The organism is Gilliamella sp. B2828 (genome assembly GCF_026537125.1).
Classification (GTDB): Bacteria; Pseudomonadota; Gammaproteobacteria; order Enterobacterales; family Orbaceae; genus Gilliamella.
The window spans coordinates 21,325-44,712 of record NZ_JAFNMU010000017.1; the positions used below are offsets into that span (position 1 = coordinate 21,325).

General features: G+C 32.3%; 16 protein-coding genes and 1 tRNA gene. 7 read left to right on the forward strand and 10 right to left on the reverse strand.

Annotated features, from left to right (window positions below):
• Window positions 1-789 (forward strand): endonuclease/exonuclease/phosphatase family protein, encoded by a 789-nt coding sequence (locus tag J3U19_RS11090; protein WP_267342031.1) that lies wholly within the window; start codon window positions 1-3, stop codon window positions 787-789.
• On the opposite strand, the gene J3U19_RS11095 is transcribed toward J3U19_RS11090, so the two are convergent.
• The 3 genes from J3U19_RS11095 to rnhA form a co-directional block, all read right to left on the reverse strand.
• A complete protein-coding gene (locus J3U19_RS11095) occupies window positions 761-2,023 on the reverse strand; it encodes a transglycosylase SLT domain-containing protein (RefSeq protein WP_267342029.1) in 1,263 nt (420 codons plus the stop codon). The genes J3U19_RS11090 and J3U19_RS11095 overlap by 29 nt on opposite strands.
• Before the next feature lie 42 nt (window positions 2,024-2,065).
• A complete protein-coding gene (gene gloB, locus J3U19_RS11100) occupies window positions 2,066-2,794 on the reverse strand; it encodes a hydroxyacylglutathione hydrolase (RefSeq protein WP_267342028.1) in 729 nt (242 codons plus the stop codon).
• Between the two features lie 100 nt (window positions 2,795-2,894).
• Window positions 2,895-3,374 carry a ribonuclease HI gene (rnhA, locus tag J3U19_RS11105; protein ID WP_267346331.1) on the reverse strand — a complete coding sequence of 160 codons (480 nt, stop codon included), beginning with the start codon at window positions 3,372-3,374 and terminating at the stop codon, window positions 2,895-2,897.
• A 193-nt stretch (window positions 3,375-3,567) separates the two neighbouring features.
• Between rnhA and dnaQ the strand changes: the two genes are divergently transcribed.
• The 3 genes from dnaQ (at window position 3,568) to J3U19_RS11120 (ending at window position 5,320) form a co-directional block, all read left to right on the forward strand.
• On the forward strand, window positions 3,568-4,302 hold the full coding sequence (dnaQ, locus tag J3U19_RS11110; RefSeq protein WP_267342026.1) for a DNA polymerase III subunit epsilon: 735 nt from the start codon (window positions 3,568-3,570) through the stop codon (window positions 4,300-4,302).
• Window positions 4,303-4,415: 113 nt separating this feature from the next.
• Window positions 4,416-4,492 (forward strand) — tRNA-Asp (locus J3U19_RS11115).
• A gap of 465 nt (window positions 4,493-4,957) precedes the next feature.
• Window positions 4,958-5,320 (forward strand): YbaN family protein, encoded by a 363-nt coding sequence (locus tag J3U19_RS11120; RefSeq protein ID WP_267342025.1) that lies wholly within the window; start codon window positions 4,958-4,960, stop codon window positions 5,318-5,320.
• A 93-nt stretch (window positions 5,321-5,413) separates the two neighbouring features.
• Here J3U19_RS11120 and J3U19_RS11125 read toward each other — a convergent pair whose 3' ends face one another.
• Complete coding sequence (locus tag J3U19_RS11125; RefSeq protein WP_267342024.1) at window positions 5,414-6,469, reverse strand: hypothetical protein; 1,056 nt, start codon at window positions 6,467-6,469, stop codon at window positions 5,414-5,416.
• A gap of 519 nt (window positions 6,470-6,988) precedes the next feature.
• On the opposite strand from J3U19_RS11125, the gene J3U19_RS11130 reads away from it, so the two are divergent.
• Together J3U19_RS11130 and J3U19_RS11135 are read left to right on the forward strand one after the other, a co-directional pair.
• Window positions 6,989-9,763 carry a flavocytochrome c gene (locus J3U19_RS11130; RefSeq protein WP_267346333.1) on the forward strand — a complete coding sequence of 925 codons (2,775 nt, stop codon included), beginning with the start codon at window positions 6,989-6,991 and terminating at the stop codon, window positions 9,761-9,763.
• Between the two features lie 85 nt (window positions 9,764-9,848).
• Window positions 9,849-11,309 (forward strand): DASS family sodium-coupled anion symporter, encoded by a 1,461-nt coding sequence (locus tag J3U19_RS11135; RefSeq protein WP_267346334.1) that lies wholly within the window; start codon window positions 9,849-9,851, stop codon window positions 11,307-11,309.
• Between the two features lie 74 nt (window positions 11,310-11,383).
• Here the strand turns inward: J3U19_RS11135 and J3U19_RS11140 are convergent, their stop codons facing one another.
• The 4 genes from J3U19_RS11140 to J3U19_RS11155 form a co-directional block, all read right to left on the reverse strand.
• On the reverse strand, window positions 11,384-12,910 hold the full coding sequence (locus J3U19_RS11140; RefSeq protein ID WP_267342021.1) for an exopolyphosphatase: 1,527 nt from the start codon (window positions 12,908-12,910) through the stop codon (window positions 11,384-11,386).
• 12 nt (window positions 12,911-12,922) lie between these two features.
• Complete coding sequence (ppk1, locus tag J3U19_RS11145; RefSeq protein ID WP_267342020.1) at window positions 12,923-14,980, reverse strand: polyphosphate kinase 1; 2,058 nt, start codon at window positions 14,978-14,980, stop codon at window positions 12,923-12,925.
• A 110-nt stretch (window positions 14,981-15,090) separates the two neighbouring features.
• Window positions 15,091-16,503, reverse strand: a complete 1,413-nt coding sequence (gene pykF / locus J3U19_RS11150; RefSeq protein WP_267342019.1) for a pyruvate kinase PykF — start codon at window positions 16,501-16,503, stop codon at window positions 15,091-15,093.
• A 323-nt stretch (window positions 16,504-16,826) separates the two neighbouring features.
• Window positions 16,827-17,246 (reverse strand): META domain-containing protein, encoded by a 420-nt coding sequence (locus J3U19_RS11155; RefSeq protein WP_267342018.1) that lies wholly within the window; start codon window positions 17,244-17,246, stop codon window positions 16,827-16,829.
• Between the two features lie 75 nt (window positions 17,247-17,321).
• Between J3U19_RS11155 and hrpA the strand changes: the two genes are divergently transcribed.
• On the forward strand, window positions 17,322-21,185 hold the full coding sequence (gene hrpA, locus J3U19_RS11160) for an ATP-dependent RNA helicase HrpA (protein WP_267346335.1): 3,864 nt from the start codon (window positions 17,322-17,324) through the stop codon (window positions 21,183-21,185).
• A gap of 88 nt (window positions 21,186-21,273) precedes the next feature.
• Here hrpA and J3U19_RS11165 read toward each other — a convergent pair whose 3' ends face one another.
• The gene (locus J3U19_RS11165; protein WP_267346337.1) at window positions 21,274-22,308 is read right to left on the reverse strand and encodes a YdgH/BhsA/McbA-like domain containing protein; all 1,035 of its coding nucleotides are present in this window, start codon (window positions 22,306-22,308) and stop codon (window positions 21,274-21,276) included.
• Window positions 22,309-22,358: 50 nt separating this feature from the next.
• Window positions 22,359-23,072, reverse strand: a complete 714-nt coding sequence (locus J3U19_RS11170; RefSeq protein WP_267342013.1) for a helix-turn-helix domain-containing protein — start codon at window positions 23,070-23,072, stop codon at window positions 22,359-22,361.
• Window positions 23,073-23,388: the final 316 nt, after the last annotated feature.

Below are 23,388 nucleotides of genomic sequence, written 5' to 3' on the forward strand. Positions count from 1 at the left end.
ATGTTCAAAAAACGCAATTATACATTAAGATATCAGGGAAATAGCGATGTTGAATTGATATTACCTAAAAATCACATAGTGGTTACTAAGCCACTGATTGATAGAGAGTATTTTTCAATTTTGGTTTGGAATATTTTTAAACAAAAAAGGGCGGAATGTATTAATATTTTGGAACTTTATGCCGATAAAGCTAAAATAATTTTACTACAAGAAGCCCAAACTACTACTCAATTATTGAATTTTATTTCACGACATAACAAAATAGCCGATCATGTTCCAGCTTATTGTTTAAACGATATTTATGCAGGTGTTATGACTATAACCGACAGTTTACCTACATCGATTTTGTCATTTAAGGAGAAAGAACCACTGATTCGGGTTCCTAAATCGGCGTTAATAACAATCTACCCTATTCAACATTCTACCCAACAATTATTGGTTGCAAACATTCATGCTGTCAATTTTAGTATTGGAGTTAAAGTTTATCGCCAACAAATGCATATTTTATTAAATCGTATCAGTGAGCATCATGGACCGGTGATATTGGCAGGGGATTTTAATGCGTGGAGTAAACAGCGACTAGATTTATTATTTTATTTAGTGAGTTCAATTGGTCTTAAATCAGTAAATTTTAGCATTGATATTCGAAAAACATTTATGGGAAGACCTTTAGATTTTGTCTTTTATCGAGGATTACAGCTTGATGCAGCGCAGATAATTAGTACAAATGCATCAGATCATAATCCTCTATATGTAAATTTTAAATTGGATTTGCATTCACAAGGTTAATTGTTAAAACATCTCCTTCTTTGACTCTTTGATTTTTTAGTTTGTTCCATAACAGCAGATCGGTAATTTTAACTCGATAATTTTGCGCAATACTATAGAGGTTATCACCCGCTTTCACCTGATAGGTTATTTGTGTATTGTTGCTGTTATTCTCTACAATTGAACTCACGGTTTTATTACTTAAATCACTATGCTGAATTGCTGATGATTTAACTTCAAACGGCATCGGAGCATGTGGTATATCTTGCAAAAGTTCAGTTATTTCGTTTGCTACAAGATTCTCGGCTTGTAATTTTTGATATAAACTTTTCGCATGAGTATGTGGAACAAGCAAATGGAAAGGACCATTTAGGGTTTGTTGTACATAGCCCGCATTATAGGTCGTTAACTCATTGAGTGACAGCCCTGTATATTTAGCAATTTTAGCTAAGGAAATGTTTTTAGTTATATCAATTCTGACAAGTGAATTCTCATAATTACAATCAGGTAATTTAACTCCATATCGAGCATTATTTTTAACAATATCAACTATTGCTAAAATTTTAGGGACATAGTGCATTGTTTCGTTTGGTAATTCTAAAGACCAATAGTCAGTTGATAATCCTCTCGCTTGGTTTTTTTCAATAGCTTTTCTTACACGTCCTTCACCAGCGTTATAAGCAGCAAGAGTTAATAGCCAATCGCCATTAAAGCGTTCATTTAGGTTTTGCAATAATGAAATGGCTGAACTTGTTGAAGCAATTAAATCACGGCGAGCATCAAAATAATGACTTTGTTTTAAGCCGTACTCTTTTGCTGTTATAGGTACAAATTGCCATAAACCAGCAGCTTGAGCGGATGAAGTCGCTAATGGATCATAAGCACTTTCAATTAATGGCACTAAAGCTAACTCAACAGGTAAATTATTTTTACGTAATTGATTAATTATATAATAAACATATGGCTCTGATCGCAATGCGATAGTTTCAAATCCTTGAGGATCACGTAATAATCGCTCTCTTTCAGCTTTAATGCGACTATTCTCTGGAACATTAACATTAATCTGATTGTTCATATACTGCCATGGATTCTGAGTGATAGATACATAATTACTATTACTGACAGTTTGTCTATTATTAGCTACGGTATTTTTTGAGTACTTTATTCTAACAACTGCATTATGGCGTGGTCCACTATACTGCTGACATGCACCTAAAAAAGAGCATAACATTGTAAATATTAATAATTTTTTCATTAGACAGACTAAATTCTATATTGTTTAAGATTACTATTATACCTAAAAATTATCTTTTAGGCTCCTAAAAAAAACAAACAACTCTAATTCATTGTTGAAATTAAATTTATCTTGTAAAGATTTTTCTTCGCATCGTAAAAATAAATTAATTCGTTTTTCGTTATTTAATGTAGAAGGTAACGTCACTGATCGATTACTCATACTATTAAAATAATGATTTATTTCCTTGTCATCAGGAACCATACTCTTAGCAAAATTTAAATTCGCTAAAGTAAGTTCATGTCCTGCACAAATAAAAGTATCATCAGGGAACTGTTTTAATTTTTTAAGCGAACACAACATTTGTTGATAAGTTCCTTCAAAAATTCTTCCACATCCAGCAGAAAATAATGTATCACCACAAAACAGATAAGGATGACAATAATATGCTAAATGCCCTAAAGTATGTCCAGGTAAAGGAATCACTTTAAAATAGAAATCACCAATACTAACTTCATGTTGATTAGTTAGATTGGTGATTGGTAACTTAATTTCACTGGGACCATAGATAGTTGCATTGGGATATTTGTTTTTTAGCTCGCTCACACCTCCAACGTGGTCTATATGGTGATGAGTAAGTAAAATTGCAAGTGGCAATAATTCATTTTGATTAAGATAATTAATCACAGGTTCGGCAGTACCTGGGTCAACGATGATGACCTGTTTACATGAATTTTCTAATAACCATATATAGTTATCTTTTAATGCCCGAATGGTATGTAAGTGAAACATTGATGATTGACTCCGTAAACATTACTGATTGCAATTGATTAAAAATTTACACTTATTATCAGTACTCTAATAAAACATACAAATTTAATACTCTCATTGTTTACTTTTTATCAGATAACGATTGCTCAAATACAACATCGGATAAGTTCGGTGTTTCTGCCATGGATTTTGCAATAATATCACAACGTTCATTCTCGATATGTCCAGCATGGCCTTTTACCCAAATCCATTCAATTTTTTGAGTTTGGACCAGTTCGTCTAATCGAATCCACAAATCTACATTTTTAACCGGTTTATTATTGGATGTTTTCCAGCCGTTTTTTTTCCATCCATGGATCCAATTGGTAATCCCGTTGCGAACATATTGACTATCGGAATAGAGTTTTATTTGGCAAGTTTGTTTTAATTGCTCTAAGGCAACAATAGTGGCTAATAACTCCATGCGATTGTTTGTTGTTTTAAAAAAACCTTGAGATAAGATTTTTTCGTTTTGCTTATATTTTAATATTGCGGCATATCCACCTGGACCAGGATTACCAAGGCAAGAGCCATCTGTGTATATTTCAATTTGTTTTAACATTTTAATAATCTTTTAAAATAATCAACTAAAAGTTTGAATATGGATTTGATATAAAATAGTAAAGTATTTGTACTAATTTGATTAAATTATTCACTTCAATTTTTGAAGATATCAACATCAAAGAATTTTAGTGCTAGACTATATCACTATTTTGTTTTTCCCAACATTGATTAATACATAAAAAGAGAATAATGTGATAACTAATTGTAACCGCCAAATTGTATTAGATACAGAAACCACAGGTATGAATCAAGATGGCAATAATCATTATGAAGGACATAAAATTATTGAAATCGGCGCTGTTGAAGTGGTTAACCGTCGATTAACTGGCAATCATTTTCATGTTTATATTAATCCTGAGCGCTTAATTGATGAAGAGGCGTTTCGAGTTCATGGTATCAGTGACCAATTTGTGAAAGATAAACCGATTTTCAAAAATATAGCTCATGATTTTATTAAATTCATTGATGGTGCTGAGCTCGTGATTCATAACGCTTCATTTGATGTGGGATTTATGGATTACGAATTTCGTCTTTGTGGACTAGATTTTAAAACTGCCGAGCATTGTATCATAACTGATACTTTGGCTATGGCAAGACGCATGTTTCCGGGTAAACGGAATAATTTAGATGTGCTTTGTGAACGCTATCAAATCGATAATTCTCATCGAACCCTTCATGGCGCTTTACTTGATGCCGAGATCTTAGCTGAAGTCTATTTAGCCATGACTGGTGGGCAAACAACTTTATCTTTTAGTTCGGATGAACATCTTTCAAGTTTAACAGAAGGCAGTGCTATTAAAAGAATAGAACGTACAAATAATCCATTAAAGATCATCAGAGCCACCCAAGATGAGCTTTCTGAACATGAGTTAATTATAAAGAAAATCGAAAAGAAAAGTGGTAAGGCCATGTGGAAAATACATTAATGATGTTTTTATATGCAATTAAACCATGATTTAAAAAATATGATTGACGAATAAGAAAATAATCTTTAATATCACGCCTACTTTAATGTTGTTCATTAAAGGAATCAAAAAGCGGAGCGGTAGTTCAGTTGGTTAGAATACCTGCCTGTCACGCAGGGGGTCGCGGGTTCGAGCCCCGTCCGTTCCGCCAATTCTTAATCTCATCTATTCTTTTCATTCTAAAACAATTAAGCAGTAAATTTCTTTATAGCTTCTGTATATGCATTTTTATTAATCATTTTTGGTCGTACAAATATACCTTCATAAACTTTAATGTTTTATATGCTATAGCTTATGTTTGATAAGATCAAAACAGTGAATTTTGTGTTAAGATCAATAATAAGCATAATATTGAAATATTATGATATTATTCTAACTCTAATTAAGTATATTTTACCTATTTTTAAATCGTTTTGATTCTAACAAAATACAAAACAATTTAAATACGTTTTTTATCTACAATAAAAAGACAAAAAAGATGAAACTTCTAATGGCTATAGTCAGTTCAGAAGAGGGATGATGAGGCTAATAGATGCATTAGAAAGTAGAGTATGAAAATGTTACTTTAGATTCAACGCCAATCGAATATTCAATTTACTCAGAGCTAAAATTTATAATGTTAAAAAAAAGTTTATTTATATTTTTAGGAAGTCTTTCTTTTGTTTTAGGAACAGTTGGCATTTTTGTGCCAATTTTACCTACAGTACCCTTCTATTTATTAACGGCTTATCTTTGGCTTAATAGTTCGGATCGCCTTTATGCTTATTTTACTAAAAGTAAATATTATCAAATTTATATACAAAAAATGTTTATTGAGAAAAAAGCAACACAATCAAGTTTATTTAAAATGCTGTTAATGGTGTTTGTTGCATTATTCATACCTTTTGTTATCTTTAACTCTTTACATGTTAGAATCATTCTTGTTATTGTTTTTTTAGCACACCTAATATTTGGTTATGTTATTTTTAACAAAAAATAAATAAAGGTAATCGGGTTAGGAATAAGATTAAATTACGTTAAAAAGTTAAAGGGCATATAAGTTACCCTGTAACTTTTTTAATGAATGCCTTTATTATTGTTTTAGACTTTTTTTAATTTCTATCGCAAGTAAAGGATTCCACATTGCGCCTGTGGCACTCATTACCGCAGTAGCGCCAGCTTTTATAAATTCATTATAATGTTCGCTTGAACTTACACCACCAACACCAACAATTGCAAATTTTAATTCCATTTGTTGACGATATTTAGCTAAACGAGTCACCATATCTAAACCAGCCCAACGAATAGCATCGCCACAGATTCCACCTTCTTTTCTATTCTCACCTAATGCAGGATAACCATTTGTATCAACTGGTTTGGCAGAAAGGGTATTAATAGTACTTAAACCATCAATAATTGAGCCAACTCGTTTTAATAATGACACTATTTTTTCATCATCAGGAAAATAGGCTAATTTTAGAATAAGAGGGCGATCAGGTACCGCTATTTTTATTTCATTAACAATGCGTTCAACACTATCCACATCGAAGCAAAGTAGCTTACTTGCGCCTTCGTTAGGGCAACTGAGATTCGCCTCAAGAATGGGTGAACCCGTTTCTCTGACTAATTTTGCTGCTAAGGCATAGTCTTTTTCAATAGCACCATTGCCTTGAGTACCTTGAAAGCTTCCGATAACACATTGACCAGTTCCCGCAGCTTTAACTGCTTCAGCCATATCTGGTTGCCAAACGTCTGGCGCAAAAGATGGAACGCCAAAAGAGTTAGTAATTGACAATGGTTGACTATAATTGGTATCAGCTAAGACTGTGTCAAGATTACAAGATAATTTACCTTTAGGGTGTACGGACAAAACATTGGGTAAAGGATGGCATTTATGCATCTTTGTTCTTACTGTTTTGTACACACATAAATCAAATCCATATACGAAAGCTGCTTTGATATAATTTGCATTTAATAATGGACCAGCAGGCATTCCAAAAGGTAAGTTTACATCAATATTTAGAAATTTAGTCCGCTGAGTTGGTACTTGTTCTGCCTTATCTAATTGATTGAAAAGTCCAAAAGGTCCTTGAGCATAATTATCTTCATAACTAATACTTGGATTATAAAAAGGGATCAAAGATTTCATGCTTGCTCCTGTTGTTTTTATACATAAATTGAATTTGTTTGATAATCTGAGATGAAAAGGAAAAAAAGAGAGGGTTAAAATAAAAAATCCTCCGAAATGGAGGATCATTAATTACAATAGAAAAAGAGTGATGTTTTAAAATTGCTTTCATTTTGTGTGTCTGTACCACAATCATCTACCGTCCCTTTCTACGTAAATTGTCAGGCATTTTAACCGATTAGAATTAAAGTTCAAGAATTAAGTAATAATAAAATTACAAGTAAATGAAATACTTACAGTGTTATTTTTTAGACTAATAATTCATATTTATTAATAAGAAATGGAAAACTGGTATAAAATGAACAACATTTAATTTTTTAAAAAGTAAATAATTTTATAATTTTTTAATAAATTTGAAATAATTTCTGTCGAAAAAATGATACAAAACTTACAAATGAAGCTATTGTCTGTAGAGGATGATGATTAATAATGTTATTATTGCCGTTATAAATAAATTTTAGTAATTATCAGGTACATAAAATGACAAAAAAAAATGCTTTTGAACCATTAACCTTACCTAATGGCATTGAATTAAAAAATCGCATAATTATGGCACCAATGACTACTTGTTCTGGATTTTATGAAGGTTCTGTAACTTCTGATTTAATTGAATATTACCAAGCAAGATCTGGAGAAATTGGTACCATTATTGTTGAATGTGGCTTTGTCGATAAAAAAGGTTTAGCTTTTCCTGGCGCTATTGGATTAGATAGCGATGATAAAATTGAAGGATTAGCAAAAATAGCTCAAGCAATCAAAGAAAAAGGTTCTAAAGCAATCATTCAGGTTTATCATGGTGGTAGGATGGTGGAGCCTAAGCTTATCGGTGGGCTTTCTCCTATAGGGCCTAGTTCAATTGCCGCACCAAGACCTGAAGCTGCTACACCAATAGAATTAACCGAGAACGAAGTAGATGAAATGATCGAGAAATTTGGACAAGCTGTTAGACGAGCTATCCAAGCAGGTTTTGATGGTGTAGAAATTCACGGAGCGAATACCTATTTAATTCAACAATTTTATTCACCTAATTCCAATCAACGCAATGACAAATGGGGGGGTAGTCGCGATAATCGTTCAAGATTCCCTTTGGCCGTTTTAGACATTACTCACAATATTGTTAAGCAGTTTGCGAACTCTGAGTTCATTATCGGTTATCGCTTTTCACCAGAAGAGTTAGAAATACCAGGCATTCGATTTGATGATACAATGTATTTGCTTGAGAAATTAGCCGAAAAAGGACTAGATTATGTTCATTTTTCAATGGGGGCTATTTTAAGATCATCCATTGTCGATATTGAGGATCCAACACCATTAATAAAAAAATATGTTGCAATGCGTTCTAAGACATTAGCTAAGATCCCCGTTGTAGGTGTGGGAAATGTAATAAACCAAATCGATTTAGAAACTGCCTTAGAAAATGGTTACGATTTAGTGGCAGTTGGCCGAGCCTGCATTGCCTATCCTGACTGGACTAGTAGAATTAAAAACGGTGAAAAACTTGAGTTATTTATTAATAGTGATAAGCGAGAAGAACTCAACATTCCTGTTCCTTTATGGAGTTTTTCATTAGTTGAAAGTTTAATTCGAGATGTAAACTTGAATAACAAAAAATTCAAACCAGGTAATTATCAAGAAAAAGTCAATGATGAGTCCTTTGAATTTACGATCAATGTTGAACTAGCAAAAGACTATATTAAAGATATGCAATTGGTTAATGCCAATAATTTTGATAATGATGTGTTGAGCAATTTTAATGAAATAAAAGAAAGAATCATTACTTCAAATAGTCCTCATGTCGATATCATTTCTGGTGCTACAACTCAATGTGAAGCTTTCAAAAAAGCGGTAACTAAAGCTATGGTTCAATCCAATAAAGATGCCATTCTAGCCGAAGGTGGTGATCCGAATGATAAATCCTATGATATTGTTGTTGTTGGAAGTGGAGGAGCAGGTTTAGCTGCAGCAATTCGTGCGCATGACTTAGGTGCAAATGTCGTAATTATTGAAAAAATGTCAGTAATTGGTGGAAATACTAATAAAGCTTCGGCCGGTATGAATGCAGCTGAAACAAAATTCCAGAAACTAAAAGGAATTAAAGATAGTAAAGATCTTTTCTATAAAGAAACAATGACTGGAGGAAAAAACAAAAATAACCCTGACTTATTAAGGTATTTTGTCGAAAATGCACCAGATGCTATCGATTGGTTAGATACAAATGGTATTACTTTAAGTGGTATTACTACAACTGGAGGAATGAGTATTGATCGAACTCATCGACCAGAAAGTGGAGCAGCGGTAGGTGGTTTTTTAATTAGTGGATTAGTTAAAAATATTAACAACCGTGGTATTGAAGTCATGCTTGATACAAATGTTACCGAAATTGTAACAGAAAATCATAAAGTAACCGGGGTAAAAGTTATTCAAGAAGATGGTTCAATTTATACAATTAAAACAAAAGCTGTTGTTATTGCTACGGGAGGATTTGGAGCAAATCTAGAGATGATTGAAAAATATCGACCAGATCTTAAAGGTTTTGTAACAACTAACCATAAAGGTGCAACAGGATCGGGAATTACAATCCTTGAAAAGCTTGGTGCTGGTACAGTGGATATGAAAGAAATTCAAATTCATCCAACTGTTGAACAAACTACCTCTTATCTTATTTCCGAATCGATTCGTGGTGGAGGAGCAATATTAATATCACAAAATGGAAAACGTTTTGTTAATGAACTCGATACGCGTGATAAAGTATCCAATCATATCAATAATCTAACTGAACATTACGCTTATATCTTATTCGATCAACAGGTTCGCGATGAGAATAAATCAGTGGAGGAGTATATTTCACGTAATTTAGTAATTCAAGCCAATACTCTTGATGATTTAGCAAAACAATTAAGCATTGATTCTAATACATTAACCGAAACAATAAAACGTTATGATAATTTTGTTATAAATAAACATGATGAAGATTTTGAACGAACAACAGGTATGCGTCACCCTATCAATAAAGCTCCATATTATGCGATAAAAATTGCACCCGGCATACATCATACAATGGGAGGAGTAACAATTAATGCGGAAACACAGGTTTTGGATACTCAAAATCATGTTATTGAAGGCATCTTTGCTGCTGGAGAAGTAGTTGGAGGCGTTCATGGCGCTAATCGTATTGGTGGAAATGCTGTTGCAGATATTATTATCTTCGGTTTACAGGCTGGCACAAAAGCTACAGATTATATTCATCATTATTAAATTAGTAATTTGAATATATCCCTATTTTGATAGAAGAGATGGTTCTATTGAAGCTTAACTATTTTTAAATAAGAAGGAAAATTCAATGCACACAATAAAAAAGCCACCTGTTAAATGGCTACCATTTATTATTATTGCTGCTATTTCGATCATTTTATGGTTATTTGTATTGCCTCCTGATGGGATTAGTACAGAAGGATGGCGAACAAGTATTATATTTGTAGCAACTATTGCCTGTATTGTTGCTGAAATTATGCCTATTGGCGCAATTGGTTTACTGGCAATTACCGTATTTGCAGTATTAAGACCATCTGGCGCAACTTCTGCTACAGAATCAATTAAAATCGCCTTAAGTGAATTAAATAGTACATTAATATGGCTTATTGTTATCGCTTTTATGATTGCTCGTGGTTTTATTAAAACTGGATTAAGCAAAAGGATTGCTTATTACCTTGTTAAAATTCTTGGCCGAAATACTTTAGGCTTAGCCTATGGTTTATCTGTTACCGATATTGCTTTAGCTCCGGCTATTCCAAGTACCACTGCTCGAGCCGGAGGGGTTATTTATCCAATTGCGGAAGCCTTATCCATTAACTTTAATTCGAATCCAAAAGATAACTCAAGAAACCGTATTGGCACTTTTTTAATGCTAACTATTAGCCATATTAATGATATTACTTCGGCTATGTTTTTAACGGCATTTACTGGAAATTTGCTCGCAGCTAAATTAGTGACATCTTCGCTTGGCATAACATTAGGTTGGGGTCAATGGTTTATTGCTGCTCTTGTTCCCTGTTTAGCCTCTTTTATTGTTATTCCTTTAGTTATCTATTTTTTAACTAATCCAGAGCTTAAGAAAACACCTGAAGCACCAAAATTAGCTTCTGAAGAACTCAAAAAAATGGGTGCAATAACAGGTAAAGAAATCATAATGGGAAGTACTGTAATACTGCTTTTAGGCTTTTGGATTTTTGGTGATAAGTTAAATATAGACTCAACCACGACAGCTTTTATTGGTTTAACCCTCTTAATTTTAACAGGTGTATTGAATTGGGAGGATATTAAAAGTGAAAAAGCAGCTTGGGATACCTTAATTTGGTTTGCCGCTTTACTTATGATGGCAGGACAAGTTAACAAACTTGGTGTAACAAAGTGGTTAGGTGATACAATAGGTAATGCAATAAAAGGGCATTTAGGTGAAAGTAGTTGGGTACTGGTTATTATTCTATTATGTACCGCGTATGTTTATTTACACTACTTTTTTGCCAGTGGTAATGCACATATTGCTGCTTTATTTCCTGTTTTTTTATCTGTTGCAATTGCACTTGGTGTACCGCAAATGATAGCCATCTTTGCGTTAGTTATTTGTACAAATTATTTTGGTTCAATTACACAATTTGCTAATGCTAGAAATCCATTATTATTCGCTGAAGGTTTTGTTCCAGTAAAAACATGGTGGAAAGTTGGTTTTATATGCAGTATTGTGAATTTAATTATTGTTTTCACCATTGGTTTATTATGGTGGAAGATGATTGGATTAGGCTAATCAAGAAAGATTTTTAATATAAAGAAATGTTTTTACGGCTAGTTTAACTAGCGGTAAAAACATATTAATCGAATTTAGTTAAATAGTTCTATTGATAACTTCCAGTCATTAACTGCATTCCAATATTTTTGTTCTTGTTCTAAATCAAGCAAAATAAGTTTATTATTTCCAATAAATGTCTCATCAATTTCTAAAGTAATATTTGTTATTTTATCTTCATCTAATTTCAAACGAAACGCATTTAAATTCAGGTCATTATTACGCTGATTATTGATTAATATTGATAATCTCAATATCTGCAATAATGGGATAATATGTTTATAGTCAAAAAGACTAAAATACGGCAAATTATCAATATTTATTGATTTCCTATGATAACGAACAAGAGAAGATAAAAGAAGTTGTTGTTCCTCATTAAATCCTGGAAGATTACTGTTTTGTAGAATATAACTTGAATGTTTATGTATAGAAGAAAAATTAATTTTTAATCCTACTTCGTGTAATTGCGCTGCCCAGTATAATATTGATTCTAAATGAATTGGAACAGTAACAGAAGACTGCCTTTTCCATTGTGAAAATAAATAGTTAGTGGTTCTTACAACCTGTTTTGCATGTCGCTCATCTATATTATAATGTTGAGAGAGAGACTCAGCTGTTGATTCTCTTATATCTCGAAAATTGATGCCATCAATGAGTTCATACAATACCCCTTCACGTAAGGCACCAGGACAATATTGTAAAGCTCGTAACTCTAATGCATCAAAAACACCACTGAAAATAGCCAGGCCGCTGACAAAAACATTTTTTCTTTCATCAGAAAGAGAAGGGTATTGAATATCAAGGAAAGATTCAAATTCTAAAATATAACTAATTAAATCATTTAATCGTTTTTGAGTTATAATTCCGTCACTGACACCCAAATCCAATAGTATTTTGTAAATGGATTTGATCGTACCAGATGTACCAAAAGCAACCCTAATATTCTGTTTTTTTATGGTATTAATAATACTTTCTATTTGTTGTGTTGCTGCAAGTTTGGCTCGTTGAAAAGATATTTTATCGATCTTTTTTTGAGAAAAAAATTGCTTCGTATAAGTGACACATCCCATTGGACGACTTGCAACGATGTAAGGTTTAAGATTATTACCTTTACCAATTGCTATCTCGGTCGATCCACCACCTATATCTATAACAAAGTTGGTACTGGTTTTGCTTGTCGATTCTGTAGTCATCATGCCAAGATAAATTAAGCGAGCTTCCTCTTGACCTGAAATAATTTCGACAGGATAGGGTATTATTTTAGCCGAAGCCGTTAAAAATGCCTGTTTATTTTTAGCAATGCGCAATGTGTGTGTTGCGACAATCCGAACATTTTCAATAGGAAAACCCTTTAATCGCTCAGCAAACAAAGCAAGGCATTCTACACCACGTTTAATACTTGACTCGCTTAATTCATTGTTATCATTTAATCCAGTAGCTAAATGAATATTTTTTTTACATTTATAAATGATTTGTGAAATGCCATTTACACTACGAGCGATGACCATATGAAAACTGTTTGACCCCAAATCAATAACCGCATATTCATTTAATTTAGTCACTTTCCTAATTCCTTACACAAGCGTTTCTAATTGCTTTAAATAATCATAAATAGCATGTTGCGCCCTAATTTTTTTCTTATTACCTCTTAATACATAATTATTAGTATTATCTTTATCAATAATTCTGGCTTTTACATTATCATTACATTGGATACTAAAAATATCATGAATTGTAGATTTTAAAATGGGATCAAAAATTTTAACGCCAACTTCAATACGATTATCAAGATTTCTGGGCATCCAATCTGCTGAAGAGATATAGGTATCTTTTTTTCCTTCATTTTCAAAAATATAAACACGAGCATGCTCTAAATATTGATCGACAATGCTTGTTATAAAGATATTTTCACTTAAATCCGGTATTTGCGGGACTAGTACGCATGTTCCTCGAACAATCATTCTAATTTTGACTCCTGCACACGATGCACGATAAAGTGCATCAATCATTTCTTTATCCGTTATTGCATTAAGTTTTAGATAAATACCTGCAGATTTTCCTGCTTTAGCATTGGTTATTTCTCGCTCAATGAATTCATGGAAACGTAAACGTGTATTTTGTGGAGAAACCAGTAAGTAATTAAAAGATACAGGTTTAAATGGATTTTCAATAAAATTGAAAACTTTTTTTACTTCGTCTGTTATAACAGGATCTGCTGTTAATAATGAAAAATCGGTATAAATTTTAGCGGTTCTTTCATTAAAATTACCCGAACCAATATGAGCATAGCGAACAATTTTATCATTTTCCTTACGATCAATTAAAAATAACTTGGCGTGAATTTTTAATTTTGGTTGTGAGTAAATAACTTTAATACCACTGCTGATCAATCTTTTAGCCCATTTTATATTTGCTTCTTCATCAAAACGGGCTTGTAATTCAACAACCACAGTGACTTTTTTTCCATTGTTAGCGGCATTTATTGCAGCATGAATAAAACGAGAATCTTTTGCAACTCGGTAAATATTCATTCTTATGTGTGTCACGGCTGGATCGAAAGATGCTTGTCGCATGATTTCTAATACATGTCCAAATGAATAATAAGGATAATATAGTAATACATCACGATCTTTGATTGCTGCAAATGCATTTCTAAATTGTTTGAATCTATTATAAACAAGATTTGGGACTTGTTTATTCAACAAATTTTTAATGCCTAAATCAGGAAATTTCACCAAATCTTTAAAATTCGGATATCTTCCTCCTGGCATTGCATCTTGCTCCGTCAATCTTAATTTGTTAATGAGCAATTCAAATAATGCTTTTGGCATGTCTTTTTGATAGGTAAATCGGACAGGTTGTGCTGTTAATCGTTGTTTTAATCCTTGAGACATCAGTTCCAGTAAACTATCTAATTCTGTATTCAATTCATATTCAGCATCCCGATTGATATTAATAGAATAAGCATTTAGTTCTAATGCATCAAAAAAAACTTTAAATATGTCTGGTAGGCAATAGCGTAAAATATTATCCAAAAATATAATTGATTTATTTTTAGTAGACACTTCAGATGGCAATAAAACAAAACGCGAAACATTATCCGTAGGTAGTTCAAGTAAAGCATAACTTATATTATTTTCACAAATTATTTCAACTGCTAAATATGCATGATCGTCTTTTAAGAATTGTATCAGTTCAGTATGACTATCAAGAAGGATAGGTGTTATATATTGTCTTAGGTTTTTTTTGTAATAATTTTTTATCCAATTTTCTTGATAAGAGGATAATTGTCTTTCATTAATCAGAAAAATCTGATTTCTGGCCATTTCAAGTAATAATTCGTTATAAAGCTGATCAAACTGAAGTTCCAATTGAATGACTTTTTGATTAACTTGGCGTAAAAGTTGTTTTGAATTTGATGAACCTTGAGATTGTTCTTGTTCAATCAATACATACTTTTTTAGATTAGCAAATTGCACTTTATAAAATTCATCAAGATTGCTTGAGTATATTCCTAAAAATCGAATACGCTCAATAAGCGGATTACTTTTATCGGCGGCTTCTTGTAGAACACGTTGATTGAAAGACAACCAACTCAGTTCTTTGGGAAAATATACTTTTTCTGATAGCATTTTTATCTCTTACAATTTATTAATACTGTATATTTACAGGATAACTTAAGTAAAAAAAAAAGCTAGCATATAGCTAGCTTTTTATATTTAATTAACGATATGAAAATTGCTTAAATTCTATGAACTGAAGTAGTGTTGGTTGTCCCACTAGGAACTAACGCACCTGACACCATCACAATTGTATCGCCTTGATTTAAACCACAATATTTAACTGCCATTTCCTTACCTAAACGGTAAAAATCATCAGTCGAGTTAATTGCATCAATTAAAATAGGCTCTACACCTTTAGATAAAGCTAATTGATTAACTGTTTTTTGACTGGATGATAATGCTAAAATACGTGCTTTAGGGAAATAATGACGTACTTCACGTGCTGATTTACCACTACGAGTTGCAACAACAATCAAAGGAACATTAAGTCGTTCCGCAATTTCAACAGCACCACAACACACAGCAGCGGTAATTCGTAATTTTTCTTCTTTATCGCTAAGTTCTAAAGAAGCTGGAATAGTACCATCAGTACGTTTACAAATAGTCGCCATTACATTTACTGTTTCAAGTGGATATTTACCTTTAGCACTTTCGCCTGATAACATTACTGCATCAGTGCCATCAATGATTGCGTTAGCAACATCACCTGCTTCAGCACGAGTAGGGCGAGGGTTTTTTATCATTGAGTCAAGCATTTGTGTTGCGGTAATAACGGGTTTTGAAGCTCGATTACATTTTTTAATCATCATTTTTTGAGCAAAGATAACTTCCTCAACTGCAATCTCGACACCTAAATCACCACGAGCAACCATAATACCATCAGATGCTTCTAGAATTTCGTCAAAATTATCAAGACCTTCTTGGTTCTCAATTTTAGAAATTATTTTGATATCCTCACCGCCATGAGTTTTTAAGTGAGCACGAATATCTTCAACATCTGAACGTTTACGAATAAATGAAGCTGCAATAAAGTCAACGCCTTGCTCACAACCAAAGATTAGATCATTTTTATCTTTTTCAGCTAAAGCGGGTAATTTAATAGAAACGCCAGGTAAGTTAATGCCTTTATTTTCGCCCAAATCACCATTATTTAGAACTGTACAGATAACCTCATTACCTTTAACTTCTTTAACATCCATAGCAATTAAGCCATCATCAACTAGCACGCGATTACCTGGTTTTAGATCATGCGCAAAGCCGTCATAGGTTACCGCAACACGTTCAGAATTACCAATAACATTTTTATCAGTGGTAAAGGTGAACGTTTGGCCAGCAACTAACGAAACATCATTCCCACCTTCTAATTTAATAGTACGGATTTCAGGTCCTTTAGTATCTAGCATGATTGCAGCTTTTAAGCCAGTTTCTTGCATGACTTCTCGTAAATTCTTTATTCGATTACCATGCTCTTCATAATCACCATGAGAAAAATTCAAACGCATAACATTCATTCCTGCGTTTAATAATTTGGCTAGCATCTCTTTTGATTCAGATTTAGGGCCTATGGTACAAACTATTTTTGTCTTTTTCATAATATTTTCTACTAGTTGTTAAGGTTAATGTTTAAAATTTAAATAAACTTTTTTCGCAAAAAAAATCAATGTTTGAGAATTGATTAGATTGGTGTATAAAGGGAGATGGGCAACTAAAAGAATAGTTACTTAACTTAAATAAAATATTTGAAGAATTAGTCATTTTCATTAAAGCTTGGACATCTACAAAACTGGAGTCATTATATTCTTAACTACATTTAAAATAAAGCTTTTTATAATGAAATTGTCTTTATAAATCAGCGAAAAACATACTGATTATATAAATATTTGTCAAAATGTTTGATGAAACGCCTACGTTTTAATCACATCAACTCTTTAACCTTATAAGTAAGTTCATTATCTTCATTCTTTAATATTAATTGATCCTTTGTTAATTCAATCTTTGCACCGTTAACAATTAATTCTTCGATGACTGCGTCTAATTTACTCAGTTCGCTATCAGGACAAACCATTTTAGTCATGGATAAACCAGCCCCTCTGATAACATTATTATCTAATGCTACTTTCCCAGAAAATAGATTGCACATTTTTCCTGTTATTGTCATATTTTCACCAAATTCTAATTCAGCATACTCATCTGACGTAAGTTCTTGACCATTAGCTTTTACTAGGACAAAGTGGTGATGCATAAGATCGGTATCTTTGACATTACTTGATTTATTACAACCAGAAATAGCAAATGCTGTAGCAATTAACGGTAAAATAAAAATCGTTTTTTTCATTTGAACTCCTATTGAAAGGTTTAATTTGCTATAATTGACCCCAATTTTGATTATCAATAAAACATTTTACTCTCTATGTTATCTCAACAGCAAGAAAAATATTTAGAATCAATGACTTTCTTAGATAAATACAAGCTTTTAAAACTATCAAAGAAAGATCACAATGAGACTGATATTAATTCGGCAATACAAGCGGCAAATCTACATTACCAAGCTAGAAGGTCGTCCTTACCGAATAAAATCAATTATCCGGATAATTTACCTGTAGCTGAAAAAAAACAGGCAATTTATGATGCTATAAAAAATCATCAAATTGTTATTATTGCTGGTGAAACAGGTTCAGGTAAAACAACGCAAATTCCCAAAATTTGTTTAGAGCTAGGTTTAGGAATAAAAGGATACATTGGCCATACTCAACCTAGACGATTAGCTGCTCGCTCTGTTGCCAATCGTATTGCAGAAGAATTGAAAACAGAAATAGGTCAGTTAGTTGGGTATAAAGTTAGATTTTCAGACCAGGTAAGCGAAACAACATTAATAAAATTAATGACTGATGGTATATTACTTGCTGAAATCCAAAAAGATAAGCTACTATTACAATATGACACTATTATTATTGATGAAGCTCATGAACGTAGTTTAAATATTGATTTTATCTTAGGTTATCTAAAACAATTACTACCTAAACGCCCCGATTTAAAAGTAATAATCACATCAGCAACTATTGATGTAGAACGATTTTCTAATCACTTTAATCAAGCCCCAATAATTGAAGTTTCTGGGCGAACTTATCCTGTTGAAGTAAGATATCGTCCGCCAATATTAAATGAAGAAGATGATACAAATAATGATTTCCAACCTATTATTGACGCTATTGAAGAACTCTCAGCAGAAAGCTTTGGCGATATTCTGATTTTTCTGACGGGTGAACGGGAGATTCGAGATGTTGCTGATATACTGAATAAATTAGATTTGCGTCATACCGACATTTTACCTTTATATGCAAGATTATCTGCAACAGAACAAAATCGCATCTTTCAGTTACACTCAAAACGACGAATTGTTCTTGCAACCAATGTTGCAGAAACATCATTAACCGTACCGGGAATTAAGTATGTAATCGATCCTGGTTTAGCTAGAATTAGTCGCTACAGCTATCGAACTAAAGTCCAACGATTGCCAATTGAACGAATATCTCAAGCTTCAGCAAACCAACGAAAAGGTCGTTGTGGTCGTACATCGGATGGTATTTGTATCCGTCTATATGATGAAAATGATTTTTTATCACGACCAGAATTTACCGACCCCGAAATATTACGTACTAATTTAGCTTCGGTAATTTTACAAATGACTTCATTAGGCTTAGGCAATATTGCCGCTTTTCCTTTTGTAGAGGCGCCTGATTCCAGATATATTCGTGATGGTATTCGATTATTAGAAGAACTCGGTGCTATTTACACCAAGCATCATCACTATCATTTAACTGAAAGTGGTAGAATTTTAGCTCAATTACCTATTGATCCAAGATTGGCCAAAATGCTTGTAGAGGCACGAAGGTTAGGGTGTACGAAAGAAATCATGATCATTACAGCTGCCTTGTCTATTCAAGATCCTAGAGAAAGGCCATTTGATAAGCAACAAGCTTCTGATGAAAAACACAGACGTTTTGCACATAAAGAATCAGACTTTCTATCTTTTATTCATTTATGGGATTACATTAAAGAACAGCAAAATCTATTATCTGGCAATCAATTTAGACGATTATGTCAAAAAGAGTTTTTAAACTATCTTCGTATTCGCGAATGGCAAGATGTTTATACGCAAATCAGACAAACTATTAAACAATTAGCTTTTCCAATAAACAGCAAAGCTGCTGATTACATTTCATTACATACTTCCTTATTGAGCGGTTTATTATCTCATATTGGAATGAAAGAAAGTGAAAAACGTGAATATATCGGTGCTCGTAATATTAAGTTTTCAATTTTTCCCAATTCTGCACTTTTTAAAAGTCAGCCGAAATGGTGTATTGTGAGCGAATTGGTTGAAACAAGTAGATTATGGGGGAGAACCGCTGCCAAAATTGAAGCTGAATGGATTGAGCCAATAGCCAAACATTTGGTTAAATATAGTTACAGTGAATTAAGATGGTCTAAAAAGCAGGGTACCACAATAGCCAATGAAAAAGTTACTTTGTTTGGTTTACCAATTGTTGCTAGTAGGATTGTCAATTATAGCAAAATTGATCCAGTTTTGAGTCGTGCTTTATTTATTAGGCATGCACTAGTTGAAGGTGATTGGTTAACTAATCACAAGTTTTATAAACAAAATCAGCAATTAATCAGGGAAGTTGAAGATCTCGAACATAAATCTCGTCGACAAGATATTTTAATTGATGACGATGAGCTTTACGATTTTTATGATAAACGTATTGATAACTCGGTGATTTCAGCAAAATATTTTGATAATTGGTGGAAACAAAAACAAAAATCACAACCTAATTATCTTAATATAGAAAGGGATATGCTGATTAAGCAAACAGCACAATTGGTTAATCTAAATGATTTCCCTGATTTCTGGTATCAAGATAATTTTAAATTTGCACTAAGTTATCAATTTGATATTGGTCATAATCGTGACGGTGTCACAATTAAAATTCCTCTTGATCTACTAAATCAAATAAAAAATAGAGGATTTGATTGGCAAGTTCCTGGATTTAGAAAAGATCTAATTATTGCCTTAATTAAATCATTACCTAAATCATTACGTCGTAATCTTGTTCCTGCACCAAATTATGCTGAAGCGTTTTTGGAAAGAATAAAGACGACGGACCAACCGCTTCTTGAACGTTTAGAAAATGAATTTCGTAAAATGACTGGGGTAAAAATCACATCTGAAGATTGGCATTTGGATCAGGTTCCGGATTATTTAAAAATGACATTTAGCATTATTCATGATAATGAAGAAATTGCATCCGGTAAAAATTTAGTTTTATTGAAAGAACAGCTAAAAAATGATGTTCAAAAAGCTTTAACTTCTTTAACAACCAAAAAAATAGTACCTATTGAGCAAAGTGGTATCACTGATTGGAATTTTGGTACATTGCCTTCAATTTATGAAGAAAAACAGAAAAATTATACAGTCAAAGCCTATCCGGCAATTATTGATCATCAAAATTCCGTCAGTATCGAATTGATTGATAATCAAGAAGAACAGCAAAAATTAAATCAATTGGGACTCAGACGGTTGCTAATGTTAAATATTCCATCACCAATCAAATATCTACATGAAAAATTACCCAATAAATCTAAATTAGGACTTTACTTCAACTCATTTGGTAGCGTATTAATGTTGATTGACGATTGTATTGCTTGTGCGGTTGATGAATTGATAGATAAATATAATCAAAATATTCAAAATCAACAACAGTATCAAAAATTGCTTAATTATACTAAGACGAATATCAATGAAATGGTTATAGATATTGCTAAACAAGTAGAAGGCATTTTGACTTTATACTATAACGTTAATAAAAAATTGAAAGGTCGTGTTGATCTATCATTAGCTTTTGCATTATCCGACATAAAAAAACAACTTAGTAAATTAGTTTATAAAGGATTTGTCGCAGATTCAGGTTATAAACGAATCGCCGATATTTATCGTTATTTACTGGCAATTGAAAAAAGAATTGAAAAATTAATGGTTAATGTAACGAAAGATAGACAGTCGATGAATATTATTGAGGAAGTTGAAAATCAATATGAAAAATGGGTTAACAGTTTGCCACAAATTTCCAGATCTAAAGATAGTGTCATCAATATACGTTGGATGATTGAAGAGTTAAGAGTAAATTTATTCGCTCAACAATTAGGCACACCGTATCCAATATCTCCTAAACGCGTAAAACAGCAGATCGAAATTATAAAATCTGAATTATGAGTTTCAGAATATTTATTTAAGATTTGAAAACTCAATGAGGAGAAAAAAAGGAAGTAGGGCGTATATAAATACGCCCATCTTAAAAACTCTACTTATAAAGATCTATAAATACAGTGATATTAGGTCCTTTTGCATCATGAGCTATTCGAGCAATATGATAAAATTTAGCTCCATTTTCAATCGCTTTTTTACCTGCTTGATAAGAAATTTCCTGATCTGTTACATAATATCCGCGGAATTTAATGGTATCAAAAGCAACCATTTTTGCAGCAGTAGCATCATTCAATTCTTGAATTTTTCTTCCATCAGGAAGTGTTACGGTGTAACGTTTCACACGTTGTGGCTCAGCTTCAACTTCAGGATTTACAGTAACAGGTACTTTTGTTTGTGTAATTTTTGTAGTGGATTGATCGATTACTTTAACTTTGTTATTAAATTTGTTTGCATAAAATTTTTCATTAAATGCAGAGGGTGAGTAATAACCCGGTTTTTCAACTTGCATCGCAGTTTCACCGCCTTGAGCGAGTGCAATTTGACCAGCTTCAGAATCATAAGGAATGGCATTTTCTGGTTGAAGTTTACGTTCTGGGGCATCTTTTTTAAACAAATAAGCAGCAACTTGAATGTTGCTTCCTAATTCAGAACGTGAATCAATATAAAAAGCATAGGCACCTTTTACTAACGCTTCTTTTGCAACAGCTTGATTTACATCAATTTCGCTGGGAAAGTACCCACGTATACGAACGATATTAAAAGGTTCTAAACGAATAGCCTTCGATTTTGGATATTCATATACACCTTCAAATTTACGAAAGCTTTCAGTTGTCTCAGTAGCCTTAGGCGCATTTGATTTATATAATTTAGCGTAAACAATTCGTAGTGTATCATTTGAAGGACTGATATTAGTGGTAGTTATATAAAATGCAGAAGCACCTTCTTTATCAGCTGCTTTTGACATAGCTATAACATAATCATTGTCGGTATAAAAAGCACCGCGTACAGTAATTTGTTTAAAAGATTGAAGGTTCTTGGCTTGTTCTTCATTTAATTGTTGAGCTGCAAATGAACTCATTGGACATGCAACGATAGCTGCAACAATAAGAGTTTTCTTGAAACTTATCATATTTGATTAACCTTAGAATTAACTTTATTGATATTTTATCACGAAATAAATTACTTTCCCAAAACAATTAAAGCATTTAAATTTTTGATAAAAATATATTTTCCTTTTACAGATAAAACATCAAGCTCCTGAAATTTTGTTAAAATTCGGCTAACTGTTTCAATGGTTAATCCCAAATAATTGGCAATATCGGTTCTGCTCATAGATAACTTTATATTCAATGACGTGTGACCACGTTTTTCATAACGTTTATAAAGAGAATAAATAAAATAAGCTAGACGTTCATCAGCCTTTTTTTGCGAATAACATAAAACTAATTTTTGATAATTGTAAATATCATTGCTTAGTAATTTAAAAATCATATCTCTTACAGTTTTATTTGTATCAACTAAAGACATTAATTCATCATAATGCAGTTCGCATATTGCAACATTATTTAATGCTTTAACCGTATAGTTATAAACTCTTGTTGCTATAGAATCTAATCCGACAATATCTCCTGGTAGATAGAAACCATTAATTTGTTCATTACCATTTGAAGTAGTGATGTAGGTTTTTAATGCACCTGAATGAATGATGAAAAATTTTTTGAAGGATGTATTTTCGTGAATCAAGATCTCATCTTTTATATAAGACTTTTTACGATCTAAAACTGTATGCAGAGTATTATTGAGTAACATTGGGATACAGAGTGACCCGGTACTGCACAATTCACATGGAACAGAATAACTTTTTGATCGTAATGACTTATATTTATTTTGCATTTTTTCTAAAAGTGTTAATCCATTAGTTGATAAGAACAATGTATTCTATAATAAAAAAACATAGAGTGGTTAGACATTATTTTCTTATTTACAAAAATAATCTAATATCTTTTAGAAATATAAAAAACTTTTATATTTCATATAATTTTATCATAACCCTTTCGAAGGTAATATGCTAATAATGATTTGTAAATCCCATAAATAACTATATCAATTCGACATAAATAACAAGCAGACACCCCGATATATTAGCCATAGATTCGCCCAAATACCTGGGAGAGCAAATTGGCGAAATCACGAAAGTGACCTCAAAAAC